This window comes from Pseudodesulfovibrio piezophilus C1TLV30 (assembly GCF_000341895.1).
GTDB lineage: Bacteria > Desulfobacterota > Desulfovibrionia > Desulfovibrionales > Desulfovibrionaceae > Pseudodesulfovibrio > Pseudodesulfovibrio piezophilus.
Genome location: NC_020409.1, coordinates 808,103 through 830,677, shown reverse-complemented (window position 1 = coordinate 830,677; position 22,575 = coordinate 808,103). Strand labels below are relative to the sequence as shown.

23 protein-coding genes are annotated in these 22,575 nt (G+C 49.1%); 10 read left to right on the top strand and 13 right to left on the bottom strand.

The genetic code is table 11. The annotated features are described in order from the left end of the window. Positions 1-86: 86 nt before the first annotated feature. From BN4_RS04045 to gcvH, 6 genes are all read right to left on the bottom strand, one after another. Positions 87-323, bottom strand: a complete 237-nt coding sequence (locus BN4_RS04045) for a rhodanese-like domain-containing protein (RefSeq protein ID WP_015414080.1) — start codon at positions 321-323, stop codon at positions 87-89. Positions 324-514: 191 nt separating this feature from the next. Then, positions 515-964 (bottom strand): YhcH/YjgK/YiaL family protein, encoded by a 450-nt coding sequence (locus BN4_RS04040; protein WP_015414079.1) that lies wholly within the window; start codon positions 962-964, stop codon positions 515-517. Further along, the gene (locus BN4_RS04035; RefSeq protein ID WP_015414078.1) at positions 961-2,325 is read right to left on the bottom strand and encodes a dihydrolipoyl dehydrogenase family protein; all 1,365 of its coding nucleotides are present in this window, start codon (positions 2,323-2,325) and stop codon (positions 961-963) included. Before BN4_RS04035 ends, BN4_RS04040 begins: the two co-directional genes overlap by 4 nt. Beyond that, positions 2,315-3,757, bottom strand: a complete 1,443-nt coding sequence (gene gcvPB, locus BN4_RS04030) for an aminomethyl-transferring glycine dehydrogenase subunit GcvPB (RefSeq protein WP_015414077.1) — start codon at positions 3,755-3,757, stop codon at positions 2,315-2,317. The genes BN4_RS04035 and gcvPB overlap by 11 nt, the downstream gene beginning before the upstream one ends. Next, positions 3,754-5,088 (bottom strand): aminomethyl-transferring glycine dehydrogenase subunit GcvPA, encoded by a 1,335-nt coding sequence (gcvPA, locus tag BN4_RS04025; protein WP_015414076.1) that lies wholly within the window; start codon positions 5,086-5,088, stop codon positions 3,754-3,756. The genes gcvPB and gcvPA overlap by 4 nt, the downstream gene beginning before the upstream one ends. A 172-nt stretch (positions 5,089-5,260) precedes the next feature. After that, positions 5,261-5,638 (bottom strand): glycine cleavage system protein GcvH, encoded by a 378-nt coding sequence (gene gcvH, locus BN4_RS04020; RefSeq protein ID WP_015414075.1) that lies wholly within the window; start codon positions 5,636-5,638, stop codon positions 5,261-5,263. 314 nt (positions 5,639-5,952) lie between these two features. On the opposite strand from gcvH, the gene BN4_RS04015 reads away from it, so the two are divergent. From BN4_RS04015 to BN4_RS03975, 8 genes are all read left to right on the top strand, one after another. Then, positions 5,953-6,648, top strand: a complete 696-nt coding sequence (locus BN4_RS04015) for a class I SAM-dependent methyltransferase (RefSeq protein ID WP_015414074.1) — start codon at positions 5,953-5,955, stop codon at positions 6,646-6,648. A 13-nt stretch (positions 6,649-6,661) separates the two neighbouring features. Next, positions 6,662-7,081: a nickel-responsive transcriptional regulator NikR gene (nikR, locus tag BN4_RS04010; protein ID WP_015414073.1), complete on the top strand. Its 420-nt coding sequence runs from the start codon at positions 6,662-6,664 to the stop codon at positions 7,079-7,081. A 111-nt stretch (positions 7,082-7,192) separates the two neighbouring features. Beyond that, positions 7,193-7,969 carry a GTP cyclohydrolase FolE2 gene (folE2, locus tag BN4_RS04005; RefSeq protein WP_015414072.1) on the top strand — a complete coding sequence of 259 codons (777 nt, stop codon included), beginning with the start codon at positions 7,193-7,195 and terminating at the stop codon, positions 7,967-7,969. Between the two features lie 64 nt (positions 7,970-8,033). Continuing rightward, complete coding sequence (locus tag BN4_RS17020) at positions 8,034-8,411, top strand: hypothetical protein (protein ID WP_015414071.1); 378 nt, start codon at positions 8,034-8,036, stop codon at positions 8,409-8,411. A gap of 76 nt (positions 8,412-8,487) precedes the next feature. After that, positions 8,488-8,808 (top strand): flagellar basal body protein, encoded by a 321-nt coding sequence (locus tag BN4_RS03995; protein WP_015414070.1) that lies wholly within the window; start codon positions 8,488-8,490, stop codon positions 8,806-8,808. 118 nt (positions 8,809-8,926) lie between these two features. Beyond that, positions 8,927-10,333: an NAD(P)/FAD-dependent oxidoreductase gene (locus BN4_RS03990; RefSeq protein WP_015414069.1), complete on the top strand. Its 1,407-nt coding sequence runs from the start codon at positions 8,927-8,929 to the stop codon at positions 10,331-10,333. Between the two features lie 218 nt (positions 10,334-10,551). After that, positions 10,552-11,298, top strand: coding sequence for a type 2 periplasmic-binding domain-containing protein (locus BN4_RS03980; protein ID WP_015414068.1), 747 nt, complete (start codon positions 10,552-10,554; stop codon positions 11,296-11,298). Between the two features lie 206 nt (positions 11,299-11,504). Further along, the gene (locus tag BN4_RS03975) at positions 11,505-12,521 is read left to right on the top strand and encodes a sigma-54 interaction domain-containing protein (protein ID WP_015414067.1); all 1,017 of its coding nucleotides are present in this window, start codon (positions 11,505-11,507) and stop codon (positions 12,519-12,521) included. Here BN4_RS03975 and BN4_RS18035 read toward each other — a convergent pair. Further along, entirely contained in the window at positions 12,516-12,923 is a 408-nt protein-coding gene (locus tag BN4_RS18035) for a hypothetical protein (protein WP_015414066.1), read from the bottom strand. The genes BN4_RS03975 and BN4_RS18035 overlap by 6 nt on opposite strands. Positions 12,924-13,095: 172 nt before the next feature. Between BN4_RS18035 and BN4_RS03970 the strand changes: the two genes are divergently transcribed. Then, the gene (locus BN4_RS03970) at positions 13,096-16,068 is read left to right on the top strand and encodes a tetratricopeptide repeat protein (RefSeq protein ID WP_231856572.1); all 2,973 of its coding nucleotides are present in this window, start codon (positions 13,096-13,098) and stop codon (positions 16,066-16,068) included. Positions 16,069-16,095: 27 nt separating this feature from the next. Then, entirely contained in the window at positions 16,096-16,902 is an 807-nt protein-coding gene (gene amrB, locus BN4_RS03965; protein WP_015414064.1) for an AmmeMemoRadiSam system protein B, read from the top strand. A gap of 97 nt (positions 16,903-16,999) precedes the next feature. Here amrB and uxx1 read toward each other — a convergent pair whose 3' ends face one another. From uxx1 to rbfA, 6 genes are all read right to left on the bottom strand, one after another. Continuing rightward, positions 17,000-17,203, bottom strand: a complete 204-nt coding sequence (uxx1, locus tag BN4_RS03960; RefSeq protein ID WP_015414063.1) for a UXX-star selenoprotein family 1 — start codon at positions 17,201-17,203, stop codon at positions 17,000-17,002. Between the two features lie 190 nt (positions 17,204-17,393). Continuing rightward, the gene (gene pnp / locus BN4_RS03955) at positions 17,394-19,616 is read right to left on the bottom strand and encodes a polyribonucleotide nucleotidyltransferase (RefSeq protein WP_015414062.1); all 2,223 of its coding nucleotides are present in this window, start codon (positions 19,614-19,616) and stop codon (positions 17,394-17,396) included. A gap of 243 nt (positions 19,617-19,859) precedes the next feature. After that, entirely contained in the window at positions 19,860-20,129 is a 270-nt protein-coding gene (gene rpsO, locus BN4_RS03950; RefSeq protein ID WP_015414061.1) for a 30S ribosomal protein S15, read from the bottom strand. 62 nt (positions 20,130-20,191) lie between these two features. Further along, complete coding sequence (truB, locus tag BN4_RS03945) at positions 20,192-21,133, bottom strand: tRNA pseudouridine(55) synthase TruB (protein WP_015414060.1); 942 nt, start codon at positions 21,131-21,133, stop codon at positions 20,192-20,194. Further along, the gene (locus tag BN4_RS03940; RefSeq protein ID WP_015414059.1) at positions 21,134-22,102 is read right to left on the bottom strand and encodes a DHH family phosphoesterase; all 969 of its coding nucleotides are present in this window, start codon (positions 22,100-22,102) and stop codon (positions 21,134-21,136) included. Continuing rightward, entirely contained in the window at positions 22,077-22,418 is a 342-nt protein-coding gene (gene rbfA, locus BN4_RS03935; protein ID WP_015414058.1) for a 30S ribosome-binding factor RbfA, read from the bottom strand. The genes BN4_RS03940 and rbfA overlap by 26 nt, the downstream gene beginning before the upstream one ends. Between the last annotated feature and the right edge of the window lie 157 nt (positions 22,419-22,575).

Sequence of the window (22,575 nt, the reverse complement as noted above, 5' to 3'; positions counted from 1 at the left end):
CCATCAGTCCAAGCCTCCGATAAGTTCTCTGATCCGAAAGCAGAGGCGGGGCATATTCAAAGTTCTTTTGGTGGAGGCATGACAACCTATTCATCACAATTTGTGATGTAGACAGTATCTCTATTCAGCTCTGCATTTGTTTTATTATTCATGTCACGATGCGGGAGTGTGAGTGCTCCGGGAATATACCCTTTTACGTATGCGGCTGCTGATCGCGTATCCGTGACCGTTACTTTCTCGTCGCTCTTGAGCGCTTCATCATGGTCCCATGAATCCAATTCATAGTGAATTTTGTCTTCGAAGTGTTTGATCCGTTCCAGCATGATTCTTTCCTTATTATTGCCTCAGAAGAGCATGCTTGGGCTGAAGAAGCCAACCGGGAAACCAGAGGTGGGGGATAAAAAAATGACACCAGGCTGTGAATAGGAGAATATTCTTTGATTATACAAAAAAACAGGACCAGATGTTCATTGAACATCTGGTCCTGATATATGACATGCGCCTTGAGTTGATGTTACTTCATGGCCACCTTCACGATAACCTTGTGAAGTTCTCCTTCCGAGATCATCGGCATATGACCGTCTTCCGGGAAGTATATGCCAAGCATACCCGGCGTAATGTCTGTCCAATGTGTGGGTGGATCTTCATAGAAGTCCACATCGCTGCGTGGGTCTGAAGCCTGGATTGTTGGTCCCAGGTCGTGTCGCGCTTTCCATCCGATGGAGTCCGTTCCCCGCAGTACAAATTGAATATCAATATAGTGATCATGAGTCTCGATGAGCGCTTCCTCGGCTTTACGACCGTGTCCTTTGGCAACGACAGCGTAGACATTCTGACCGTCTACGTCATGTCTGCCGACTTCGAGATCGGCAAGGTCTTCCCGGTTGAGGAAGGCGAATGCTTTGGCAAAGTGGGGATTGAGGGCGACATAGTCAGATGCGTTCTTCAAGATATCGATGATCATGCTGTTTTCTTCCTTTCAGCTTTGAGTGCCATCAGCAGCGACTCGTCCAGGGACGGGTGCGGGAAAATGGTCTTGTGGATATCTTTTGCGGTCCAGGCTTGTTGGACGATCATGGTGGCAGCCACACAGAGTCGTGATACATCATGTCCCACCGCCGTAATGCCGACAACTGTACCATTGGACCAGACAACCTTGACAAATCCCTGTGTGGCCGCGTGTGCCTGAGCCATGGGATTGGCTGCCAGTTGAGCTTTTGAGGTTTCCGTCGTTTCATAATCGGAAAGGAATGCTTCATTCTCTGTCAACCCTACGCGCATGACTTCCGGCGCGCCATAGAGCACGCTGGGGACCGGTCCTGATTCATATGGCAGATCGGTTTTGCCTGTAATGCGAGAGACAACATAATGTGCCTGATGAGAAGCTGCATGGGCCAACTGAATGATGCCGTTTACGTCACCGATAGCATAGATATTGGGGGCTGCCTGAAGGTTTTCGTCAACCTCGATCTTGTTGAATTGTCGTTCAACTCCAGCTTCCGCCAATGCCATGCCGCCAGTAACAGGGCCACGGCCCACTGCCACAAGGATCAGGTCCGCTTCGATCTTGTCGCGGTTATCGAGCGTTAGAACGCCCTTGCCATCAATAGTTTGGACTCCGGCCACGCGTTTTTCAAGGAGAACGTCCCATTTCCAGCGTTTGAATGTGGATTGAAGCGCCTTGGAAACTTCAGGGTCTTCCAATGGAGCAACTCGATCCATGGCATCAATAAGTGTTACTTTGGCACCCATGCGGTGTGCAACCTGTGCCATTTCTATCCCTATGAAACCTGCCCCGACAACAATGAGTGAAGAGGGCATCTCTTCCACACCAAGGAACATGTTTGAATCAAGAATGCACTCTCCATCCGGCTCGAGGCCAGGGAAGAAAAGTGGTTGTGACCCTGTGGCAATGATCAGGTCTTTGTACGTGGCAGTGATTTTCCCATCCTTGGTTGCCACTGAGATTTCTCCTGTGCCTTTCAGGGTTCCGATCCCTTCGAGCAGGTCGATGCCGAGTTTCTTGAGCTGTGCCCCCATGGCCTTGCGCGTTCCGGCCAGGTGTTTCTGCACCCGTGCCTGGAGTGCTGGAAAGGCAATGCTTACTTCTCCAGATGCGACTTTCATTTTCGCCTGGTTATGCAATTCGTCAATGGCCGTCGTCGCCCCCAGCCAAAGTTTGGTCGGGATGCATCCCCAGTTGAGGCAGGTACCGCCAAGAAGCTTTTTTTCGACCAGTGCAACCTTCAAGCCTTTTTCGGCACCAGCCACAGCTGCATCAAATCCTCCGGGACCAGCGCCTATGACAATCAGATCATAAGTCATCGGTCAGCTCCATGGAGCGGGCGGCTTTGGTTTCATCCAATCTTGTTACGGGAAGCGTGACAGGAGCGGCATGGATGGCATCCGGGTTTGTATCCACCATTGTGACAATATCAATGAGATCATCAATGAATGCGTCCAAGGTTTCCTTGTTTTCGGTTTCCGTGGGTTCGATCATAATTGATTCGGGAACAATGAGCGGGAAGTATACCGTCGGCGCATGATGTCCTTTATCCAGAAGAGCCTTGGCTATATCAAGCGCCCGGATGCCTTTTTCGGCTTGGGCCGATGCGCTGGCGACAAATTCATGCATGCAGATGCGGTTGTATGGCACCTCAAAATGATCGGCCAGTCGTTTTCGCATGTAGTTGGCGGCCAGAACCGCATTTTCCGTGGCGCGAGCCAACCCCGGACCACCGAGGCGCAGGATGTAGGCGTAGGCTCTCAGCACAACACCAAAGTTTCCGTAAAATGGCGAAATGTAGCCGATGGATTTTGGATAATTGTAATCAAGAAAGAACTGTCCGTCCTCCTGTTTCGCAACGCGAGAAATGGGAAGGTAGGGGACCAGCTTCTCGCTGACGCCAACCGGACCAGAACCCGGACCACCTCCGCCGTGAGGGGTGGCAAAGGTTTTGTGCAAATTCAAGTGGACAATATCGAAACCGACATCACCAACGCGCATCTTGCCCATGATGGCATTCAGATTTGCGCCGTCATAGTACAGCAAAGCATCAACTTCCCGGAGCATCCTGACAATCTCGGGAAGATGTTTTTCAAACAGACCCAATGTATTGGGGCATGTCATCATCATTCCCGCCACCTGGTCATCAAGCACTTCGGCCAAGGCCTTTGGGTCCACGATGCCATCGCGTGACTCGATACTGATGACTTCATATCCTGCGATGGCAGCTGACGCGGGGTTGGTTCCATGCGCCGAGTCGGGGACAATGATTTTGGTTTTTTTGTTCCCTTTGTCCTTGTGGTAGGCAGCCATGAGCATGACTCCGGTCAGCTCGCCGTGGGCTCCGGCCATGGGGTGCAGGGTGTATGCGGACATCCCTGTCAATTCGGATAGCAGGGATTCTGTCTCGTACATGACTTCAAGTGCGCCCTGGCACAATCCACCAGCTCCCTGGAGTTGGGGCAAAACAGGATGTAACCGGGTAAAACCGGGAAGGGCAGCGGCATTTTCGGTAAATTTAGGGTTATACTTCATGGTACAGGACCCTAAAGGGTAGAAATTCCCATCCACACCGAAATTACGCTGGGAAAGTTTAGTGAAATGTCGCACTACGTCCAATTCGGATGCTGAAGGGAGACCTATTTCGCCGCTTCGCAGCAGTTCCGAGGGAATATAGGCCTCTTCCGCCATTCCTTCGCAAGGCCAGCAGCCTTCGCGCCCGGCAACTGATTTATCGAATATGGTCTTCATATGAGTGCTCCTTTGAGCATCTCGGCGAAGATGCCGATTTGTTCTTCATTGGTCTTTTCCGTACAGGCCACGAGCAATCCGTTTTCGAGGGACGCATAGTATTTGCCGAGAGGGAAGCCGGGGACGAAACCACGAGCGGTGAGCTTGGCTATGACATCAAAGGCGTTGACCGGGAGGCTGAGGGCAAATTCATTGCCGAATGGTCCTTTGGTCAGCATTTCCACGCCATCGATTGCGGTGAGGCGTTCGGCGCATATATGTGCTCGTTCAATGGACAGTCGGGCAGCCCGTTTCATGCCGAGTTCGCCCAAGGCACACATGTGTACAAGAGCACGTAAGGCGCACAGGGACTGGTTGGAGCAGATATTTGAGGTCGCCTTCTGGCGGCGGATGTGTTGCTCTCGCGCTTGAAGGGTCAGCACGTACCCGGTACGGCCCTGGGAGTCCTCTGTACGGCCAACAATACGTCCCGGCATCTGGCGAACCATTTTCTTGGTACAGGTCATGATGCCAAGATATGGGCCTCCGAATGAGAGCGGTAGACCCAGGGATTGTCCCTCTGCTACCGCTATGTCGGCTCCCATGTCTCCCGGGGTCTTGAGCAGGGTTTGCAGGACCGGGTATGATGAAATGATGGATACGGCCTTGTTCTCCCGGCATACAGTGAACAGGTCGGTAAAGTCATTGATGGAACCGAAAAAGTTCGGATTTTGCACGAGGAGGGCAGCTGTCTCGCCGTCAATGGCGGTTTTGAGTCCCTCTATGTCGGTCATGCCATCCTTGTGCGGGACGGTTACGAATTCCATATCCAGATTGGATGTATAGGAACCAAGCATGACCCGATAGATTGGGTTCAGGGCTTCTGAAACGATAATCTTGCGCCGTTTTGTTTTACGTACGGCCATCATCAGCGCTTCGTACAGAGCGGTCCCGCCATCGTAGACCGAGGCATTGGCACAATCCATCCCCAATAAACGGGTTACTGCTGTCTGGTATTCGAAAATGGCTTGAAGTGTCCCTTGGGATGCTTCGGGTTGATAGGGAGTATAGGCGGTGTAGAATTCGCCACGCATGGTCAGCGCATCCACTGCTGCGGGAATGTAATGGTCGTAGAAACCTGCCCCCAGAAAGCTTACCCGATCCGTGGCATTCTTTGCAGCCATGGACTCCAGCTTACTCAATACTTCCATTTCACTTAAACCGGCGGGCAGATCATAGCTTTTCGGGCGCATGTCCTCGGTGATCTCGGCAAAGAGATCTTCCACGGAATCCACGCCAATAGTTGCTAGCATCTGCCGTACTTCGTCCTCGGTATGGGGAACGTATGGCATATTGTTTTCCTTACGGCTTCCATGTGCCTATGGCGGAAAAAGGAATGCTTCCCTTTGCGTCGGAGTGACGCTGGAACCTTGTATGGTTCTTCCGACAGTCATCGGCCAGTGGCAGCCTAGCTTGTCTGTGAGAAAAAAAGGCCGAAACTGATGTCCCGGCCTAAAAAGCGTTCTAGTGTTCGGACTCAACTAGGGAGGTATATGCCTCGGCATCAAGGAGATTATCAGGCTCTCCTTTGATCTTGAATTTCAGGAGCCAGCCGTCTCCGTATGGTTCTTCATTCACATTCTCCGGAGCGTCTTCGAGTTCCTCGTTGACTTCGACAACTTCGCCGGTAACGGGAGCGTAAATTTCGCTGGCTGCTTTGACAGATTCCACGGACCCCATCTCCGTGCCGGCTTCGAAGGTATCTCCCACTTCGGGCAGTTCCACAAAAGTCAGATCACCCAATTGTTCCTGAGCAAAGTGAGTAATGCCGACCGTTGCAATATCGCCTTCTACCATAACCCATTCATGAGATTTTGTGTACTTGAGATCATCGGGAATCATATCGGTGCTCCTTGTTGGCAAAAGAAATGGCTGTAAAACATGATTAATCAAAACTCATTAACATGCACAAAGAATGTTGGAAATAGTAAAAAAAATGACGCTTTCCTCCTTCTTGAATCTTGAAACAAAAAAGGCAAGGCAAAGCGTCAATAAAATGGCGATTTTGCTTGGTTTGAATACAACTCACTATAAATAAAGATGAATAAATTTTTTTGAGAATTGCTTCAGTTATACGCTATCGTTCATTGAGATATCGGGAGTACTACGAATCAGGTTGACTGTAGCACTGGGCGAGAGTAGCTTTGCTCAACGTTATGTGTAAAAAACAAGGTGATTCAGAAGCCTTTCATAGGTTCAGTGTTCCTGACCCGGGTTCCCGCGTGGAAGTCGAGGTTGAAGGGCGTGTCTGGCTTCTTGATCGGGCAGCGGACATGGAAGCGCTCTGGGAATGCATGGAGGAAGCTGATCTTGGCGATGATGAGCGTCTCCCCTACTGGGCGGAAGTATGGCCTGCAAGCGTCCTCCTTGGACGTCATATTTTTAGAAACAAGCAGAGGCTTGCCGGAAAAGCATGTCTCGATATGGGGTGCGGGCTTGGTCTGACCGGAATGATAGCAAGTTCGGTGGGAGCTTCTGTCGTGGCCTTTGATTATGAATGGCCAGCTGTCCTTTTCGCCCGGCATAATGCCGCTTTGAATGCCGTGCCACAACCTCTTTGGCTGCTTATGGACTGGCGTGCGCCTGCAATAGCGGAAGGAGCTTTTGATTTTATTTGGGGTGGTGACATCTTGTATGAAAAACGGTTTTTTCAGCCGTTGATCCGCCTCTTCCGTCATGCCCTTGCTCCGGGGGGGAAAATCTGGATTGGAGAGCCTGTCCGCACGGTCTCTCGTCCTGTATGGGATGCTCTGGATGCAGAAGGTTTTTTGCCGAAAAAGTTGACTGTGGAAAAGGTTGCTTTGTGTGGGCAGAATGCCACGGTCAATCTCTGGGAAATAACAATTCCTTAATGTGGAGGGATGTATGGGAAAGACAATACGATTTGGAGTTTCGCTGGATTCGGACCTATTGCAGAAATTCGATGAACACTGCGATGAGCGAAGCTACCAGACCCGCTCAGAGGCTATTCGCGATCTCATCAGAAAGACTCTTGTTCAGCGGGAATGGGAAGAGGCTGAAGGAGACCTTGCAGGGACATTGACTCTTGTTTATGACCACCATAAATCCGGCCTGTCTCAACGATTGACTGAGATTCAGCACGAGCATCACAATGTCATCCAGTCCTCGTTGCATGTTCATCTCGATCACTATAATTGTCTGGAAGTCATTATTCTCAAGGGCGAAGCCGATACCATCAAGACACTTGGGCAGAAATTGATTTCCACCAAAGGTGTCAAGCACGGCAATCTTGCCTTGACGACCACCGGAAAGGACCTGATTTAATAAAAGTTTACCCTTGGTCTGTTTTATGAGGATACACTTTCTACCTCGCCATGTGTGCGCAAGAGGTATGGAAGTCTCATTCGAGGCCGCGAGACAAGGATTACTGTATATATGGAAGACGTACAAAAACATCAGGCAGCTATTGCCATGCCCATCGATAGAGTTGGGGTGAAGGGGCTGAAATTACCTATCATTGTTCGAGACAGAGAGTCCGGCATCCAGCACACTGTTGCCGAGGTCTCGCTCTCCGTTGATTTGCCGGCCGAGTTCAAGGGAACACACATGAGCCGGTTTATTGAAGCTCTGGAGCATTGGTCCGGCGAACTTGATTACAATTCCTTTCGGTCATTGTTGGACGATATCGTGGTTCGACTTCAGGCTCGGAGTGCTCATGTCCGCTTTGTTTTTCCTTTTTTCCTTCGTCGTAACTCTCCTGTAAGCGGAGCCAACGGTCTGATGGACTATACCTGTCGTGTGGATGGCATGCTCAAGGAGGGGAAGCTCACTTTTACTCTGGGAGCTGATGTTCCGGTCATGACCGTTTGCCCCTGTTCCAAAGCTATTTCGAACGAAGGGGCGCACTCCCAGCGAGCTGAAGTCCGTATCCGTACTCGTTTCAATGGATTTGTTTGGCTGGAAGATCTTATCGAAATAGGAGAGCGGTCCGGCTCGTGTCAGGTGTATTCTCTGCTCAAAAGGGAAGATGAAAAATACGTCACCGAAACAGCTTTTGCCAATCCAACCTTTGTCGAAGACGTGGTTCGCGAAGCGGCTAAGGGATTGGCAGAACATGAGCAGATTCACTGGTATAAAGTCGAAGTTGAAAGTTTTGAATCAATCCACAACCATTCGGCGTTCGCAGTTATCGAAAGCGCTTCACTTGCGTAAGAGGACAAGATGTGGTTTACCATTAAGATAGAATCCGTGATTTTAACGTCGTGGAGGATGTCTGATGAAATATCTTGTTCCTTTGATATTCTGCACTCTCTGTGTGCTGATGGTCATTCCTCATAAAGTCTGCGCGGGCAGCAATACATCTGTTTTCGTGCATTTTGTAGTGCTTCCCGTGAAGCAGGGAGAGGGCGGAGAGAATTCTCCTGCATTGAATACCTTTCGTGCTGAGATGATTATGCTGGCGGGTGGATATTCAGAGCTTGGTCCTTCGCTGGGTGGATCACTTCATCCAGAAGGAGTGGTGTCCAAGGAGAATATCTCCTACCTTGTCAGTGCAGATCGAGATATCAGCCTTGAGATCAGGAAAGTAGTCAACACTCTCTTTGGTCTTGAAAAGGCCTTTATTCTTGTCTGGCCAGCTCAGCTGGTTCGTTGAGAAAGCTTGTCAGGAAAGCCGTCAGATCTTATCTTTTCTATAAAATCATTTTTATGAAGAGAGGAGAAGAGTCTTCATGTCCGAAAGCAATACTTCGGCCTTATCTGCTCTGGCAACCATTCATCAGGTAACAGCCAATAATATCGCCAATGTAAACACTGAGGGTTTTCATGCTTCCTCGGGATTTTTAGAGACCGGGCCTCAAGGACAAGATGTGCGTGTGGGGGCCATTCGTGAGAATGCGGCCTCTAGTCCTGGTGCAGGGGAAGTGGTACGTACAGATATTGGCACTGTGGGAGTCAACATGATTATGACCCAGAGGGGCTTTCCCGCCAATGTGAACGCCCTTCGAGCATCGGAAGAAATGATCGGGCACCTTTTTACTATGCTTGCGTGAAGCTCTGGGTTGACAGATTCTTATTTTATATCTTATGGTCAATAATGGCCCGTCTGCGCGCGCTCCGTTTTTGGAGGCATCAGAGCGGGCCATACTTGCGTAGACCAGAGAGGATATTATGACTGAAAAGACTGTTAAAACCAATTATGACGTAATTATTGTCGGTGGCGGCCCAGCAGGGCTGTTTGCCGCCTATTACCTGAGTGAACATTCCGATCTCGATGTTTTGCTTATAGACAAAGGGAAGAGTCCTTTAAAACGGGACTGCCCACTTTCCGGGGATCAGGAATGCATCAAATGCCGTCCGTGCAATATTCTTTGTGGAGTCGGAGGAGCTGGTCTGTTTTCAGATGGTAAGCTTAATTTCATCCACAAGCTCGGCAAAACTGATTTGACTCAGTTTGTCGGTGCTTCCGAAGCTGTCGCTCTCATTGAAGAAACCGAGGAAATCTTTAACCAATTCATGATGGATGGACAAGTCTTTCCCACCGATATGGATAAAGCCAAGGAAATCAGAAAGGATGCCCGGAAGCATGGTATCGATTTACTTGTAATCAAGCAGAAACACCTCGGGAGTGATAATTTACCTGGTCATATCGCGGCCATGGCAGATTATATTCGGGATAAGGGCGTTGATTTTCACACGTCTGAGGATGTGAAGGATATCATCGTCCAAGACGGCCAAGTGACAGGTGTTGTTACCAAAAAACAGACATATTCGGCAAAGAGTGTCATTCTTGCTCCCGGCCGGGTTGGTGCAGAATGGGTCGCTTCCCTGGTTCGACAGCACGGTATTGAAGTCTCCCAACGTGGGATTGAAGTCGGTGTCAGGGTCGAGGTGCATAACGAAATCATGCAGGATCTTTGTTCTGTCATTTACGATCCGACCTTTTTTGTTCGAACTAATAAGTATGACGACCAAACACGGACATTCTGTACCAACTACGGTGGCTTTGTCGCACTGGAAAATTATCAGGACTTTGTCTGTGTGAATGGGCATGCGCTGATGAATACCAAATCCGAGAACACCAACTTCGCATTTCTGTCCAAGGTTGTTCTTAATGATCCTGTGGAAGATAACCAAGCTTACGGAGAATCCATTGGCCGACTTGCCACACTCATTGGTGGTGGAAAGCCTATTTTGCAACGATTTGGTGATTTACGCCGTGGACGTCGTTCTACATGGGATCGTATCGGTAACGGGTATATTGAACCGACCATGAAGAATGTTGTTCCAGGTGACATAGCGATGGCTTTGCCTGAGAGGATTGTGACCAATCTTATGGACGGTCTGGAACAACTTAATAATATTGTACCGGGTGTTTCCAATGATGAAACACTTCTTTATGCACCGGAGATCAAATTCTTTGCCACACAAGTTGACACCCAAGCGCATCTGGAAACATCGGTGCAAGGACTGTTTGTGGCTGGAGATGGTCCTGGAGTGGCCGGTAATATCGTCGGTGCAGCTGCCACAGCCTTGATTCCGGCAAAGGAAATTCTGCGTCGTCAAGAGTCGCTATAATGGACACTCTTTGATAAGCTTGGTCGTGCCGGGCTCGAACACCGGAACAGTTTGAACTTTTGGGTATGGATAGACTCTTGAAAAAGCAAGAGGAAAATTCTCTTTAAGAGGGAAGAATCTGTCTTCCTCCTGCCCGATTTGGTTCTCTGTCGGAGTGTCTCTTTATATGTTATTCTAGCCCGGTTTTACCGGGCTTTTTTTATATATCGGGGGGAGGGATGGCTCGTTTCGGAATGATAATTTTGTGTTGCTTCTGTCTTTCGGCAATGCCACTTTTTTGTGCCGCAGGTGAGATTCGAAAAGTATTGACAGTATATTATCTCGAATTTCCACCTTATTATTTCACCAATTCGCGTGGCGAGCCTGATGGTTTTCTTTTCAAGAAGGTCGATGCTGTTTTCCATTTGGCGGATATACTTCCGGTTTATGAATCAATGCCTGCTAAACGTATCTTGCAGGTGATGCATGGTACTGAGCAGGTTGCTTCATTGGGGTGGTTCAAAACTCCGAGTCGTATGCACTATGCCAAATTCTCAAATCCGATATATGAAAATAGACCTTTGGAAGCTCTCGCCCTGTCCAAAAATACAAGATTCTTTTCGGGGGTGACTTCATTAGCCGACCTCCTCAATAAAGAAGAAATGGTGCTTGGGCGCCTTGATGGGTATTCATACGGATTTCATGTGGACTCGTTGATTCAGGAAAATGTATCAACCGTTACCAATGTTGTTGGCAGTTTTGGACAATTGTTGCGTATGCTTGTCGCAGAGCGTTTTACTTACATGTTGGTCGCACCGGAAGAGAAGGATGTCCTTGTTCAGCAGGAGCAGTTCTCTACGGATTTGTTTCTCTCCGTATCACTTGATGATATCCCTATGGGCAATTTACGGTATGTCATGTTTAGTCTTGCTGTCCCTGACGAGGTTGTGACCCGTTTCAATATGGCTCTTGAGACTCTTCCTTGAATTTACCTGTGAAAGCTGGGGCCTTGATTGCTTCACAGGTGTCATTTTTATCCTTCTATCCACGTTGTTTTTAGGTTCTTTTTGAGAAACTTATCTCGAATCGTTGACATGGCGTCATTTTGTTGACAGGGATGATATATATTAAAGAAATAGTCGGTCGTAGGATCCAATTTTAAAGAAAATAATCATGCGGCTTTGGAGGGGAAATGGCACTGAATCTGGACGGGATCATCGGGGACAGTTCGGCCTTGGCCGATGTGTTCAAAGTCCTTGGCAAGGTGGCTCCAACGGATAGTACTGTTTTGGTGTCCGGTGAATCCGGCACAGGAAAGGAATTATTGGTTCGCGCCCTGCATCACAATAGTGAGCGCAGGGATGGAGCCTTCGTGCCTATCAACTGCGGTGCTATTCCTAAGGAATTGTTGGAGTCAGAACTGTTTGGGCATGAGAAGGGCGCTTTTACCCACGCCATTCGCTCTCGTCCTGGCCGATTTGAGTTGGCAGATGGCGGGACTATTTTTCTGGATGAAATTGGGGAAATGGATCTTAGTCTTCAGGTTAAGATTCTTCGGGCATTACAAGAGAAGGAAATCGAACGGGTTGGTGGGATTACTATCAAGAAGGTTGATGTCCGCGTTGTTGCCGCGACCAATCGTGATCTTGAGAGTGAAGTGAAAGCGGGACGGTTTCGCGAGGATTTATATTACAGGCTCAATGTCATACCTTTGCATTTGCCGCCATTGAGAGAGCGTGGCAACGATATACTTCTTTTAGCAGATCATTTTTTGAAAGAGCAGAGCAAGGCAAAGGCTCGTAAAAGAATGAGGCTTTCGGAGCAGGCAGCGGAAATAATTCTGACCTATTCATGGCCTGGCAATGTACGTGAGTTGGAAAATTTCATGGAACGCCTCGCTATTCTTTGTGATGCGTCAAGCGTCATGCCGGAAGATCTACCTGAGAAAATCTTTTTGGATATCGGAGAAAAGCCGCTCAAGAAAATGGAAGAGATTCAGCCAGCTCGGTCTGTCGGGTTCGATTGGCCAACACTCAAGGATATGACGGACAAGGAACTCAAGTTGAAGGATTTTCTGGAGGCTATAGAAGGACGCCTTCTTGCCGAAGCGCTGGAAAGGTCGGATGGGATCAAAAATAAAGCTGCTGAATTGGTTGGAATCAAGCGGACAACCCTGATTGAAAAATTGAAAAAGAGGGGCTTGTTATAAAAAGGCAGAGGATAGCGGGCTTGAATTTGTGTCCGATTGCACGACAATTGCATAACTGCTCGATGTGACTGTGAAAAGTGCCAATAATCCACTCTGGCCCATACTGCTGGCCTTTCTGATCGGGGTGTTCCATGCATCCCCTGCATCTGCTTTACGTGTCAATTCTACTTCCTCTGCAAATGTAGAAAAATTTATTTTTTCTTTTGATTCAGATAGTTTATCGAATATTTCGGTACGCCGTTCCGGTCCTGAGGCCATCTCGGTAAATATACCACAAGAAGTGTGGCAAGCCGAATCCAAGCCATCGAGCAAAGATTTCCCTGGAATGGTTGTGAAATCCATGCGCGCAACACAAAATGGCGTCGAATTGGTGACATCCACCAATGCTTTCGGTTTTATCAAGGTGCCATCTCCAGGAAAATCCGAATTTGTTGTACAAGTTTATCGTGATGCTTATGGGGCACGATGGAAGGCTCCTACCTCACAACAGGGAACGGATACAGCGACCAAGTCTTCAGACTCGATTGCTGCTCAATCGTCTCCCCAAAGGTCATCATCTCAGCCGGAAATTCAGGTGGAACAATCAAGTTTAGCATCGAATTCTCCTTCAAGCCAGCCTGTTGCAGGGGCTGGAGAACAAGCAGCACAGTCTCGTCCTACTCAGCCTCAGGGCGAAGTTGATTTGCCGCCAGAATCAGAGGAACGCCAGCCTTTTTTTTCGGTCCCTTACTCGGTACGAACCAAGGTGTCCCCGCCTGGAACTTCCCAGCCTGAAGCAAGTCAGCCGAACAATGCTTCTCAGTCAGGAGACTCCGGTTCGCAGGCTGTTAACAGAGTCAGTCCAGATGTTGTTGTGGATTCGTCCGAGACGCGTATTCCTTTGCCAACGGCAAATCCAACACAATCGCAAAGCCAGGCAAGGCCGGAAGGGGGCCCTGTACAAGTTAAGATTCGCTTACCTCAGTCTCAAGAAGCTTCGCCTGAGCCAGAAGTGACACCTCCTGCGGATGTTTCTGAAAGGGCGGTTATAGAGGGTCCTCCGGCACAACCCCGTGTTGCAACTGATGGAGATGGGCAGGTCAGCATGAATATTGGACCTCCGCCCGATTCCCCGAATCAGGATGGGCGAGTTGGGATTTCCATTGCTCCACCTGTGGAAAATTCGGGGAATATACAGCAGAAACGAGCTGTCAATGAGGGTGCTCAACCGATAGAAGGGGCCGAGATATCTCCAGAAGGTGGAGTGGTTGTTACCATTGCACCTCCTTCAGGTGGGCAAAGTGTTCGAGTATCTCCGCCCCCGACAGTGGTTGAGGGCGCTCCTCCACCACAACCCACGCAAGAGGAGATTGCTGAGGCCAGTAAAAGTGTCGCTCCTTCTGCTGAAAATCTGACAATTCAACAGCAGATGGCACTTCAAGAAGGAAGACCCTTACCTTCGGCAGAGAACCAATCTGTCGAGGCCATTGATCCTCAAGCTAAGGTTGAAAATGGAACAGACCAAGGTCTTTCTGGTCAAGATATCCAAGGGCGGGATGGAGTGGAGGCGAGCAACGCAACTTTGGCTGAAGAGGCTCGTCTGCAGGCCATCAGGGACAAATTGTACGAAGCTCAATCCATGATGTTTAATGGTGCATTGGAAAATGCGTTGACCATGTTCGAAGATATTCTCAAGCAGCCTGGAGTTCCTGACGATGTTCGTGAAGAGACTCTCTATGCCATAGCTGACATCAAAAAACAGGTCCACAGTGATGATGTAGAAGCTCATTATGATGAGCTTTCTCAGTCTTTTATTGAAGCAATGAACTCCAATTTGCGTTCAACTCGATTACCCCGTGCTCTGCTTAATCTCGGCTTGCTTAATTTGCAGGTGGGCAATTTCCCGGAAGCCAAGGCATATTTTAAGATTTTACAGGATAAATTCCCGGATGATGATAATATTCCATCTATCAGCTACTATTGGGGTGAATACTACTATAAAAAAGGTGATTATAAAAAAGCAGCCGATCAGTTCCAATATTTAATCCAGACATATCCTGAACACGAATTGGTTAAGCCCGCAGCCTATTATCTGGCAGACTCACTTAATCGCACAGGCTTTACTGATCAGGCTTTTCAGATTGTTGATTACATCGATAAACGGTGGCCGGATTATTACATGGAAAATGCCCAATTCCTGCGTTTGGCTGGTGGCGTCGAAATGAAGCTCAAAAAGTGGGAACAAGCCAAAAATCATTATTTTACATATTACAACCTGAATCCCGAAGCTGAAGGCGCAGATATTGTCCTTGCGCAGATCGGTGATATCTACATTCGGGAGAAGGAGCAGGACGCCGCCAAGCAGATTTATCAAAAGGCAGTGAAGGATTTCCCGGATAAAGATGGTGGGTTGGTCTCAAAAATGCGTTTGGCGGAAGAGGGCATTTATGATGAACCGGCTATGTCTGAAATGGCGACGGTCTTTGATAGACCCTACAATAAGCGGCCGGAGAATATATACAAAGAGATTGTTGAAGAACATCCTCAGAGTCCTCTGGCTCCCATAGCGCAGTTGAAACTTGCCATGTGGTATGCCTTTAATAAGAAATATCCAGAAGCACTGGCTGCGGCGCAGGATTTTATTGATAAATATCCTGCGAGTCCTTTGATTGATCGTGCCAGAAAATTGGGAGATTCAGTTTTTGCCTTGGCCGTTCCGGGGATGGTGGAGGAAGGGCGTTACGGTCGGGTTGTCAGGTATTGGGAAACGTATGACTTCATCGGAAAGAAAGATACCAAGGTTGATGACTCAACACGGTTGAATGTTGCAACAAGTTATTGGAAAGTCGGTCAGCCGGAAAAAGCCCTTGAACTTATCAAGCCGTTTTTGACTCAAAAGCAGCGCCTTGAATTGTCAGAAGAAGCTCTGGGACTTGCTGTCAATATCTATCTCGATCAACTTGCATGGTCAGAGATTGCGGATTTGGTCGCCATGGCAAAGAAAAATTGGAAACTCAAGCCTGCGCAGCTCAGACAGCTAGACTATGCCCGCGCCATGTCGCTTCAGAATCTTGGTGAAGCGAATAAGGCTCTTGCCATGTGGGCTGATCTTGCCAAGGACATGAAGGTGGCTCCTGCCTTCCGCGCCTATGCGATGTACTACATGGCCAAGGCTGCAATGGATCGTCAGGACCTTCGTAAGGTGTTTGTCTATGCCCAGGAGGCGCTTTCTTTGTTGTTGCAAACCAGTGGCGATCCAGAGAAGATCAAGGATGCCGTTTTGATGTCCATTTATGCTACCGAGCGCTCTGGACGGTATTCCGAGGCTCTCAAATGGGCCAAAGAGTATGATAATTATATCGATGTGGATAACCCGGAGTGGGCTTCTACTCGCTTTAAACTGGCAAGAATTTATCGTAAAGCCGGGGCTATTGACGAATGGAAGCAGTTGCTTGAAGACATTATAGAAAAGAAACCAGAGACACTTCAGGCGCAGTTGGCTCAATCCGCTTTGGATTCTTATGCCCTTGAGCAACAGGTGCAGCAATACGCACCTGCCCCTCAATAATTCGAATACCGGAAAACGGAGGGATACATGCACAGAGAGCCTGTTGTCGCTGGACGTTTTTACGAAGCTGATCCAACAAGATTGAACACGGTATTGGACGGTTATTTGTCTGGTGCTGTCAGACGAACAGAACCGACAATCCTGGCAATGGTACCTCACGCCGGATATGTTTATTCAGGCGCTCTTTGTGGGCAGACATTAGGGACTGCGTCTCTTGCCTCGACTGTCTTGCTTCTTGGCCCGAATCATACGGGGCGAGGAAAACAATTTTCCCTGTGGCCTGAAGGCGAATGGGCTATTCCTGGTGGAAATGTTCCTATTGATACAAGTCTGGCAACAGTTTTGCTAGAAAGTAATTCCATGCTTTCAGCGGATACAGAAGCACATATCGGAGAGCATTCGTTGGAAGTCGTTTTGCCTTTTCTCAAGCATATGAATCCTGATACAACGTTCGTTCCTATCGCTCTTTCCGCCAATCGATTTGAGGCAATGGAGGAGATTGGTCGGACCATTGGAGACGTCATTCAGGCATTTGAACGCCCTGTATCAATCATTGTCAGTTCAGATATGAGCCATTATATTTCACACGAAAAAGCCCAGGAAATGGATTCCATGGCCTTGGAAGCGTGTGTGGAGTTAGACCCGCTCGCCCTTTTTACCACAGTGCGGGAAAAACGTATTTCCATGTGCGGTGTTCTGCCTATGACATGTGGGTTAGTTGCGGCTCGTGTATTAGGAGCTCACTCAGGAGAATTGGTCGGCTATACAACATCGGGTGATGTTACCGGTGATTTGGCACAAGTCGTAGGGTATGCCGGCATACTCGTCAGTTAGCGCTTTTTCGGTATTTTGAGGATTAAAAAGGCGGTCTTTCCGAATGGGAAAGACCGCTTTTTATTCGCTACCCAGCGAATTAGATATTTTAAATATGTCATGAGCCGCCATTGAAACCGATTGAAGGTTCACCGTTCTTGAGGATAACAGGGATTCGCCGCTGACCACCTGAAAAATGCAATGATTCTTCCAAAAATTGGGAAGAGGCGAGAACATCCCTGAATTCTGCTTCAGGGTAGGCATTCAATGCTTTTTGGGTATGTGGACAAGCTGGTTTACCATAAATCACTACCTCCGCCATAGGACTCCTCCTTTCACAGAAAAATACCATGAGAGAACGCTTTCGTCTATTGGCAGGGGCTATGAAATGCTTGTTTTAATTGCGGTGTGCAAGAGGGGGGCTGAAAAAATGATTTTAAATTTGAGACTGAAAAGGAAACGCCCCATTTCAACTTTGTCGAAATGGGGCGTGGGTCTCTTAGGGGCTGGGGTTAACGGCGCCCGCGGTTGTTATCGCGGCGTCCGCGATTATTCTCACGACGATCGTTACGATCTCCGCCACGAGGAGCTGGACGTTTGAAGTCATCCAGGTTGACTTCCTGTCCGGCTTCTTCCATCAACCATGCCTTGCGGGACAGACGGATACGTCCGCCAGGCTCAAGGGCGATGCACTTGACCCATACTTCCTGACCAAGTTGAACAACGTCTTCAACTCTTTCCACCCGCTCGAAATCAAGCTGGGAGATATGCAGCATACCTTCCTGACCAGGTAAAATTTCGACCAGTGCTCCGACTTCCAGAACTTTTCGAACAGTACCGAGGTAGTTCTTGCCAGGCTCTGGTTTCTGGTCATAGTAGAGGACCATTTCCTTGGCCTTTTCCATGGAAGCCAGAGTCGGGGCAAAGATGGAAATCTTGCCGGAATCTTCGATATCGATATCGGCTTCAGTCTCAGCTGTGATTGCCTTGATATTTTTACCACCGGGTCCGATGACAGAGCGGATTTTCTCGGGATCAATGTGAACCACGGCCATTTGCGGAGCCAACTCAGAGAGTTCTTTACGTGGTGTGGCAAGCTCTTCACCCATATGATCCAGGATATGTGTCCGGGCTTCTTTTGCCTGGTACAGTGCCTTTTTCAAGACTTCTGAGGGGATACCAGCGATCTTGATGTCCATTTGGATAGCGGTGATGCCATCCCGGGTTCCTGCGACTTTGAAGTCCATATCGCCGAGTGCGTCTTCATCACCGAGGATGTCTGTGAGGACAAAGTACTGGTCGTCTTCTTTGCACAGCCCCATGGCGATACCTGCAACCGGCTCGGAGATAGGCACACCTGCGTCCATCAGGGACAGGGTTGCGCCGCATACTGATGCCATGGAAGAGGAACCGTTTGATTCCATGATTTCGGAGACGACACGAATGGTGAACGGGAAGTCTTCGGCATTGGGCAGAACTGGGGAGATGGCACGTTCAGCCAAGGCTCCGTGACCAACTTCACGACGAGAGGTGCCGCGAAGCATGCGAGCTTCACCAACACAATATGGCGGGAAGTTATAATGCAGCATGAAGCGCTTGGTGGCATCTCCAAGCAGGGAGTCATAACGCTGTTCGTCGCGCGTGGAACCAAGGGTGGCAACAGCCAGTGCGCTGGTTTCACCACGGCGGAACAGAACGGAACCGTGTGTCTGACTCAGGACGCCGGTCTGGATGGACAGCGGGCGGACTGTGGTCGTGTCACGACCGTCAATACGCAACCCTTCTTTGACGATGCGGTTGCGGACGATTTTTTTGGTCATGCTTCCGATGACATCGCCCACAGCTTTCAGCTTGGCTTCATCTTCGGGGAATTTATCTGCGACGGCATCTTTGGCCTTTTGCTTTGCAGCATCCTTGGCTGCATAGCGGATCATCTTCTCCGGAGTAGTCAGAGCCTTCTCCAGATCAGCGGTGATGAAGTCTCCCAGAAATTCGACGAGTTCAGCATCCTGAGCAGGAGTTTCAACTTCGATTTTGGGAACGCCAACTTTCTCGCGCAGTTCGTCTTGAATATCGAACAGAGGAGCGACCTGCTCATGGCCCCATGCCAAAGCATCAGCGATGATATCTTCACTGACGAACTTGGCTCCACCTTCAACCATGACCATGGCATCACGTGTTGCGGCGAAGACCAGGTTCAGTGTGGATTCTTCTTCAATCCCCTTGTAAGTGGGGTAGAGAACAAACTCATTGTTCACGTATCCCACACGAGCACCGACAATGGGGCCGAGGAAAGGCATTTTGGATATGTGGCATGCGGCTGAAGCACCGGTCAAAGCCAGGACGTCGGGGTTGACGCTCTTATCAGCAGACAGAACAGTGGCGATGATCTGAACTTCATCGGCAAAGCCATCAGCGAAAAGAGGGCGAATGGGGCGATCTATGAGACGGGAAACTAAAGTTTCATGTTCAGAAGGGCGACCTTCTCGGCGGAAGTAGTTGCCCGGCACGCGACCAGCGGCATAAGCCATTTCCTGATAATTGCATGTCAGCGGAAAAAAGCCGCGATCAATTGCCAGGGGTTGGGTCACGGCAGTGACCAGAACAGTGGTTTTGCCAGAGGTGATGGTCACAGCTCCACTGGCTTGGCGGGCATATTTACCCGTTTCAATTGTGATGTCGATGTCACCGACTTTGGCGGTGACACTTGTGGCATCAAATGGAATCATTGTCATAGTGATTTCCTACATATTAAATGTAATAGGTTGATCACTTCCTGCGTAAGACCCTCTGATGGGTTAGCCGGCTTGGGGAGGAGCTTTTGGAGCAGTTGATGGCATAAGCCAAAAACGCCTTCCGCAGCCAACTAAACTGTGCGAAAGAGGTATAAACGAAACCGAAGACGGCTCCGCCGCAGGGAGTGATGATACGATGTGGGGGAGACCGCAGTCTCCCCCGTAAACTCAATTGTAAAAGAACTACTTGCGCAGGCCGAGACGTGCGATAAGGTCACGATAACGCTGAACGTCCTTGTTGGCGAGGTATTTAAGCAGTTTCCTGCGCTGGCCAACAAGTTTCAGCAGACCTGTACGAGAATGATGGTCTTTCTTGTGGGTTTTGAAATGGTCGGACAGGTACAGAATGCGTGCGGTCAGCAAGGCAACCTGAACTTCAGGGGAGCCGGTGTCACCTTCACAGGTCTTGTACTCGTCAATAATCTTTTGTTTTTCTTCAGCAGTCATCACCACAGCGATATCCTCCTAGCTAGAGTGTTTATTTATAATGAGCCAGATCGTGGCAAGGAGCGGGTTCAGCCCTGACTCCATAAACCTCGCAGAATTCCCCATTTGAGAATATTGTCCTGTATCTTTGCCTCTACCAATGCGAGCGGTGAACCGAGATGGTCAAGTATCATGGCTCGATCCCCAAGGACACCGGCAAGCAATTCACCTGGTTCATCATTGACAGGAAGCCAAGCCCCGTTTTTTACGAGACCGGCAAGTGGTTCTGTCAGGTGAAACCGAGGCCAGTGAGGCAGGGTTTCCCCGAGGGGGATAACCTTATCCGAAAAAGATTCCGGATTTTCCAGGACGTTTGCGAGGGTGTGAGTATGGTCGAGCCCAAAAGGCTCACTCTGCTCGCGGTTCAGGCTAGTCAACACTGCGCCGCACCCTATTCGTGTCCCCAAGCTGTGGACCAGGGAACGTATGTAGGTACCGGCGGAACAACTGACTCTGAACGAAGCTTCCTTCGCTTGCACGTCTAGCACTTCCACATGAGAAATAACAATGGGCTTTATCTTGACCGGCGTTTCCTTGCCCTCTCGGGCCAAAGAGTACAACGGTTTACCCTCATGTTTGGCAGCCGAATAGGCTGGAACTTCCTGTTCTGTCAACTCTTTCCAATATAAAATTTCACGTTCGACATCTTCTTTAGTGGCTGTGACTTCGGTTTCGGAGACTGTTTTCCCTTGAATATCAAGGGTGTCAGTCGTTATTCCCAATCGAAAAGTACCACAATAGGTTTTTGTCGCGCCGCTCAAATACGGTGCCAACTTGGTTCCGTTGCCCAGCATAACCAAAAGGACGCCGGAAGCAAGTGGGTCAAGGGTTCCGGCATGGCCTATTTTGAATTGTTTGAGCTGATGTTTGATGTCATTCAAGCAATCGGCTGAGGTCGGCCCTGACGGTTTGTTGAGTACCAGCAGACCATCACGTTGTTCCGGGCTGCGTTTTTTGCGTCTGTTACCCATCTAAGGCCTATCCAATGAACCGCTGATTACGTCAACCAACATTTCGATAGCGTTTTTGAGAGAGGCCTCGAGTGTCCCCCCTGAAGCATTCTTGTGGCCACCACCGCCAAAGCGGACCGCCATCTGCTGGACATTGTCATTGCCGTAGGAACGCAGGCTGAATTTATAGCTCTCATGAGCTTCTTCACGAAGAATGACTGAAACTCGGACTGTCTTCAGGCGGCTTATGAAATTGATAATACTTTCTGTGTCTTCGCTGGTTGTGCCTGTCCTCTCGAACATTTCCTGAGTTATGACCCCAATAGCTATTTGCTTATCGGCATACAGTTCCACGCTTGCCATCACTTCGGTCCAGAGGCGCATACGGGCTTCGGTCCACTGTTTCGTGATCATTTTGTTCATGCGTGGCATATCCAGCCCATGCCGAAGCATTTGGGCGGCCAGCTCCAGTGATTCCGGGGTGGTTGAACCGTACGTGAAGAAACCGGTGTCTGTTGCAATGGCCAGATAAATACATTCAGCCAAGCCATCAATAATAGGGACGCCCAGATGCGTTGCCAAGACGGCCATCATGGAACCGACGGCTGGTTGACGGACATCAACCCAGTTGAATCGACCATAGTCTCCATTTCCGAGATGGTGATCGATATCAATGATTGTGGTTTCGTCAAGACGGGCGAGCAAATCTTCACCGATTCGATCCAGAGCACCACAGTCTAGGACTATCGTCCACTTTGGCAGCGTTGCCGGAAGGGTGGATGTTATTGGCGCAGGTTTTCCGACAAAGTCGTATCGGTGCGGCACACCGGATATGTTATACAGGGTAAATTTTTTCCCGAGATATTGGAGAATGTGCCCCATGGCACAGGTCGACCCTATGGCATCTCCATCGGGATTGTAATGTGAGACAACGAGAAAATCATCCTCGTTTCTTATCTGGTCGCTAATCATTTGAATTTGACTTTCCATAGACCACGTCCTCAAGGAAATCATCGAAAACAAACCTGAGTTCAGGTGTGAATTGCAGCTTCAGTCTCCGCCCAATGTGAGAACGAAGAAAACCCGAGGCCTTCTCAAGCCCGGTCTGCACCTTTCGACGGTGTTCGGCATCGCCTGAAACAGTATAAAATATTTCAGCGATGCGCAGGTTGGCATTCATGCGAACCCCAGACAGGGTCACCAGTTGCAAACGGGGATCCTGTGCTTCTTCTACCAGGAGGGTCGCAACCTCTCGCATAATTTGATCACCCATACGGACAGCGCGGCGGGAACTGGATGCTTTCATAAAAATATCCTCAATCGCTAGTGCTGGTTTTACAGCATTCAAGCGGTTCAATTACACACGTAAAGTCACTCTCTCTGTGCTCACTATTCATGATGTGTCAGATTTTTATTGTCGAGTCTGACGTTTGTGGAGGCAGTGGGAAGGCTTTACTGTAATT

Bases quoted from the DNA above. Each gene is read 5' to 3' on its own strand.
- BN4_RS03980 (WP_015414068.1), top strand. From the start codon at position 10,552: ATGGCTCGTTTCGGAATGATAATTTTGTGTTGCTTCTGTCTTTCGGCA.
- truB (WP_015414060.1), bottom strand. From the start codon at position 21,133: ATGGGTAACAGACGCAAAAAACGCAGCCCGGAACAACGTGATGGTCTG.
- gcvPA (WP_015414076.1), bottom strand. From the start codon at position 5,088: ATGCCATACGTTCCCCATACCGAGGACGAAGTACGGCAGATGCTAGCA.
- gcvH (WP_015414075.1), bottom strand. From the start codon at position 5,638: ATGATTCCCGATGATCTCAAGTACACAAAATCTCATGAATGGGTTATG.
- BN4_RS03975 (WP_015414067.1), top strand. From the start codon at position 11,505: ATGGCACTGAATCTGGACGGGATCATCGGGGACAGTTCGGCCTTGGCC.
- amrB (WP_015414064.1), top strand. From the start codon at position 16,096: ATGCACAGAGAGCCTGTTGTCGCTGGACGTTTTTACGAAGCTGATCCA.
- rbfA (WP_015414058.1), bottom strand. From the start codon at position 22,418: ATGAAAGCATCCAGTTCCCGCCGCGCTGTCCGTATGGGTGATCAAATT.
- BN4_RS03995 (WP_015414070.1), top strand. From the start codon at position 8,488: ATGTCCGAAAGCAATACTTCGGCCTTATCTGCTCTGGCAACCATTCAT.
- folE2 (WP_015414072.1), top strand. From the start codon at position 7,193: ATGGAAGACGTACAAAAACATCAGGCAGCTATTGCCATGCCCATCGAT.
- BN4_RS03940 (WP_015414059.1), bottom strand. From the start codon at position 22,102: ATGGAAAGTCAAATTCAAATGATTAGCGACCAGATAAGAAACGAGGAT.
- uxx1 (WP_015414063.1), bottom strand. From the start codon at position 17,203: ATGGCGGAGGTAGTGATTTATGGTAAACCAGCTTGTCCACATACCCAA.
- nikR (WP_015414073.1), top strand. From the start codon at position 6,662: ATGGGAAAGACAATACGATTTGGAGTTTCGCTGGATTCGGACCTATTG.
- BN4_RS04015 (WP_015414074.1), top strand. From the start codon at position 5,953: ATGTGTAAAAAACAAGGTGATTCAGAAGCCTTTCATAGGTTCAGTGTT.
- pnp (WP_015414062.1), bottom strand. From the start codon at position 19,616: ATGACAATGATTCCATTTGATGCCACAAGTGTCACCGCCAAAGTCGGT.
- gcvPB (WP_015414077.1), bottom strand. From the start codon at position 3,757: ATGAAGACCATATTCGATAAATCAGTTGCCGGGCGCGAAGGCTGCTGG.
- BN4_RS03990 (WP_015414069.1), top strand. From the start codon at position 8,927: ATGACTGAAAAGACTGTTAAAACCAATTATGACGTAATTATTGTCGGT.
- BN4_RS04045 (WP_015414080.1), bottom strand. From the start codon at position 323: ATGCTGGAACGGATCAAACACTTCGAAGACAAAATTCACTATGAATTG.
- BN4_RS04040 (WP_015414079.1), bottom strand. From the start codon at position 964: ATGATCATCGATATCTTGAAGAACGCATCTGACTATGTCGCCCTCAAT.
- BN4_RS04035 (WP_015414078.1), bottom strand. From the start codon at position 2,325: ATGACTTATGATCTGATTGTCATAGGCGCTGGTCCCGGAGGATTTGAT.
- BN4_RS17020 (WP_015414071.1), top strand. From the start codon at position 8,034: ATGAAATATCTTGTTCCTTTGATATTCTGCACTCTCTGTGTGCTGATG.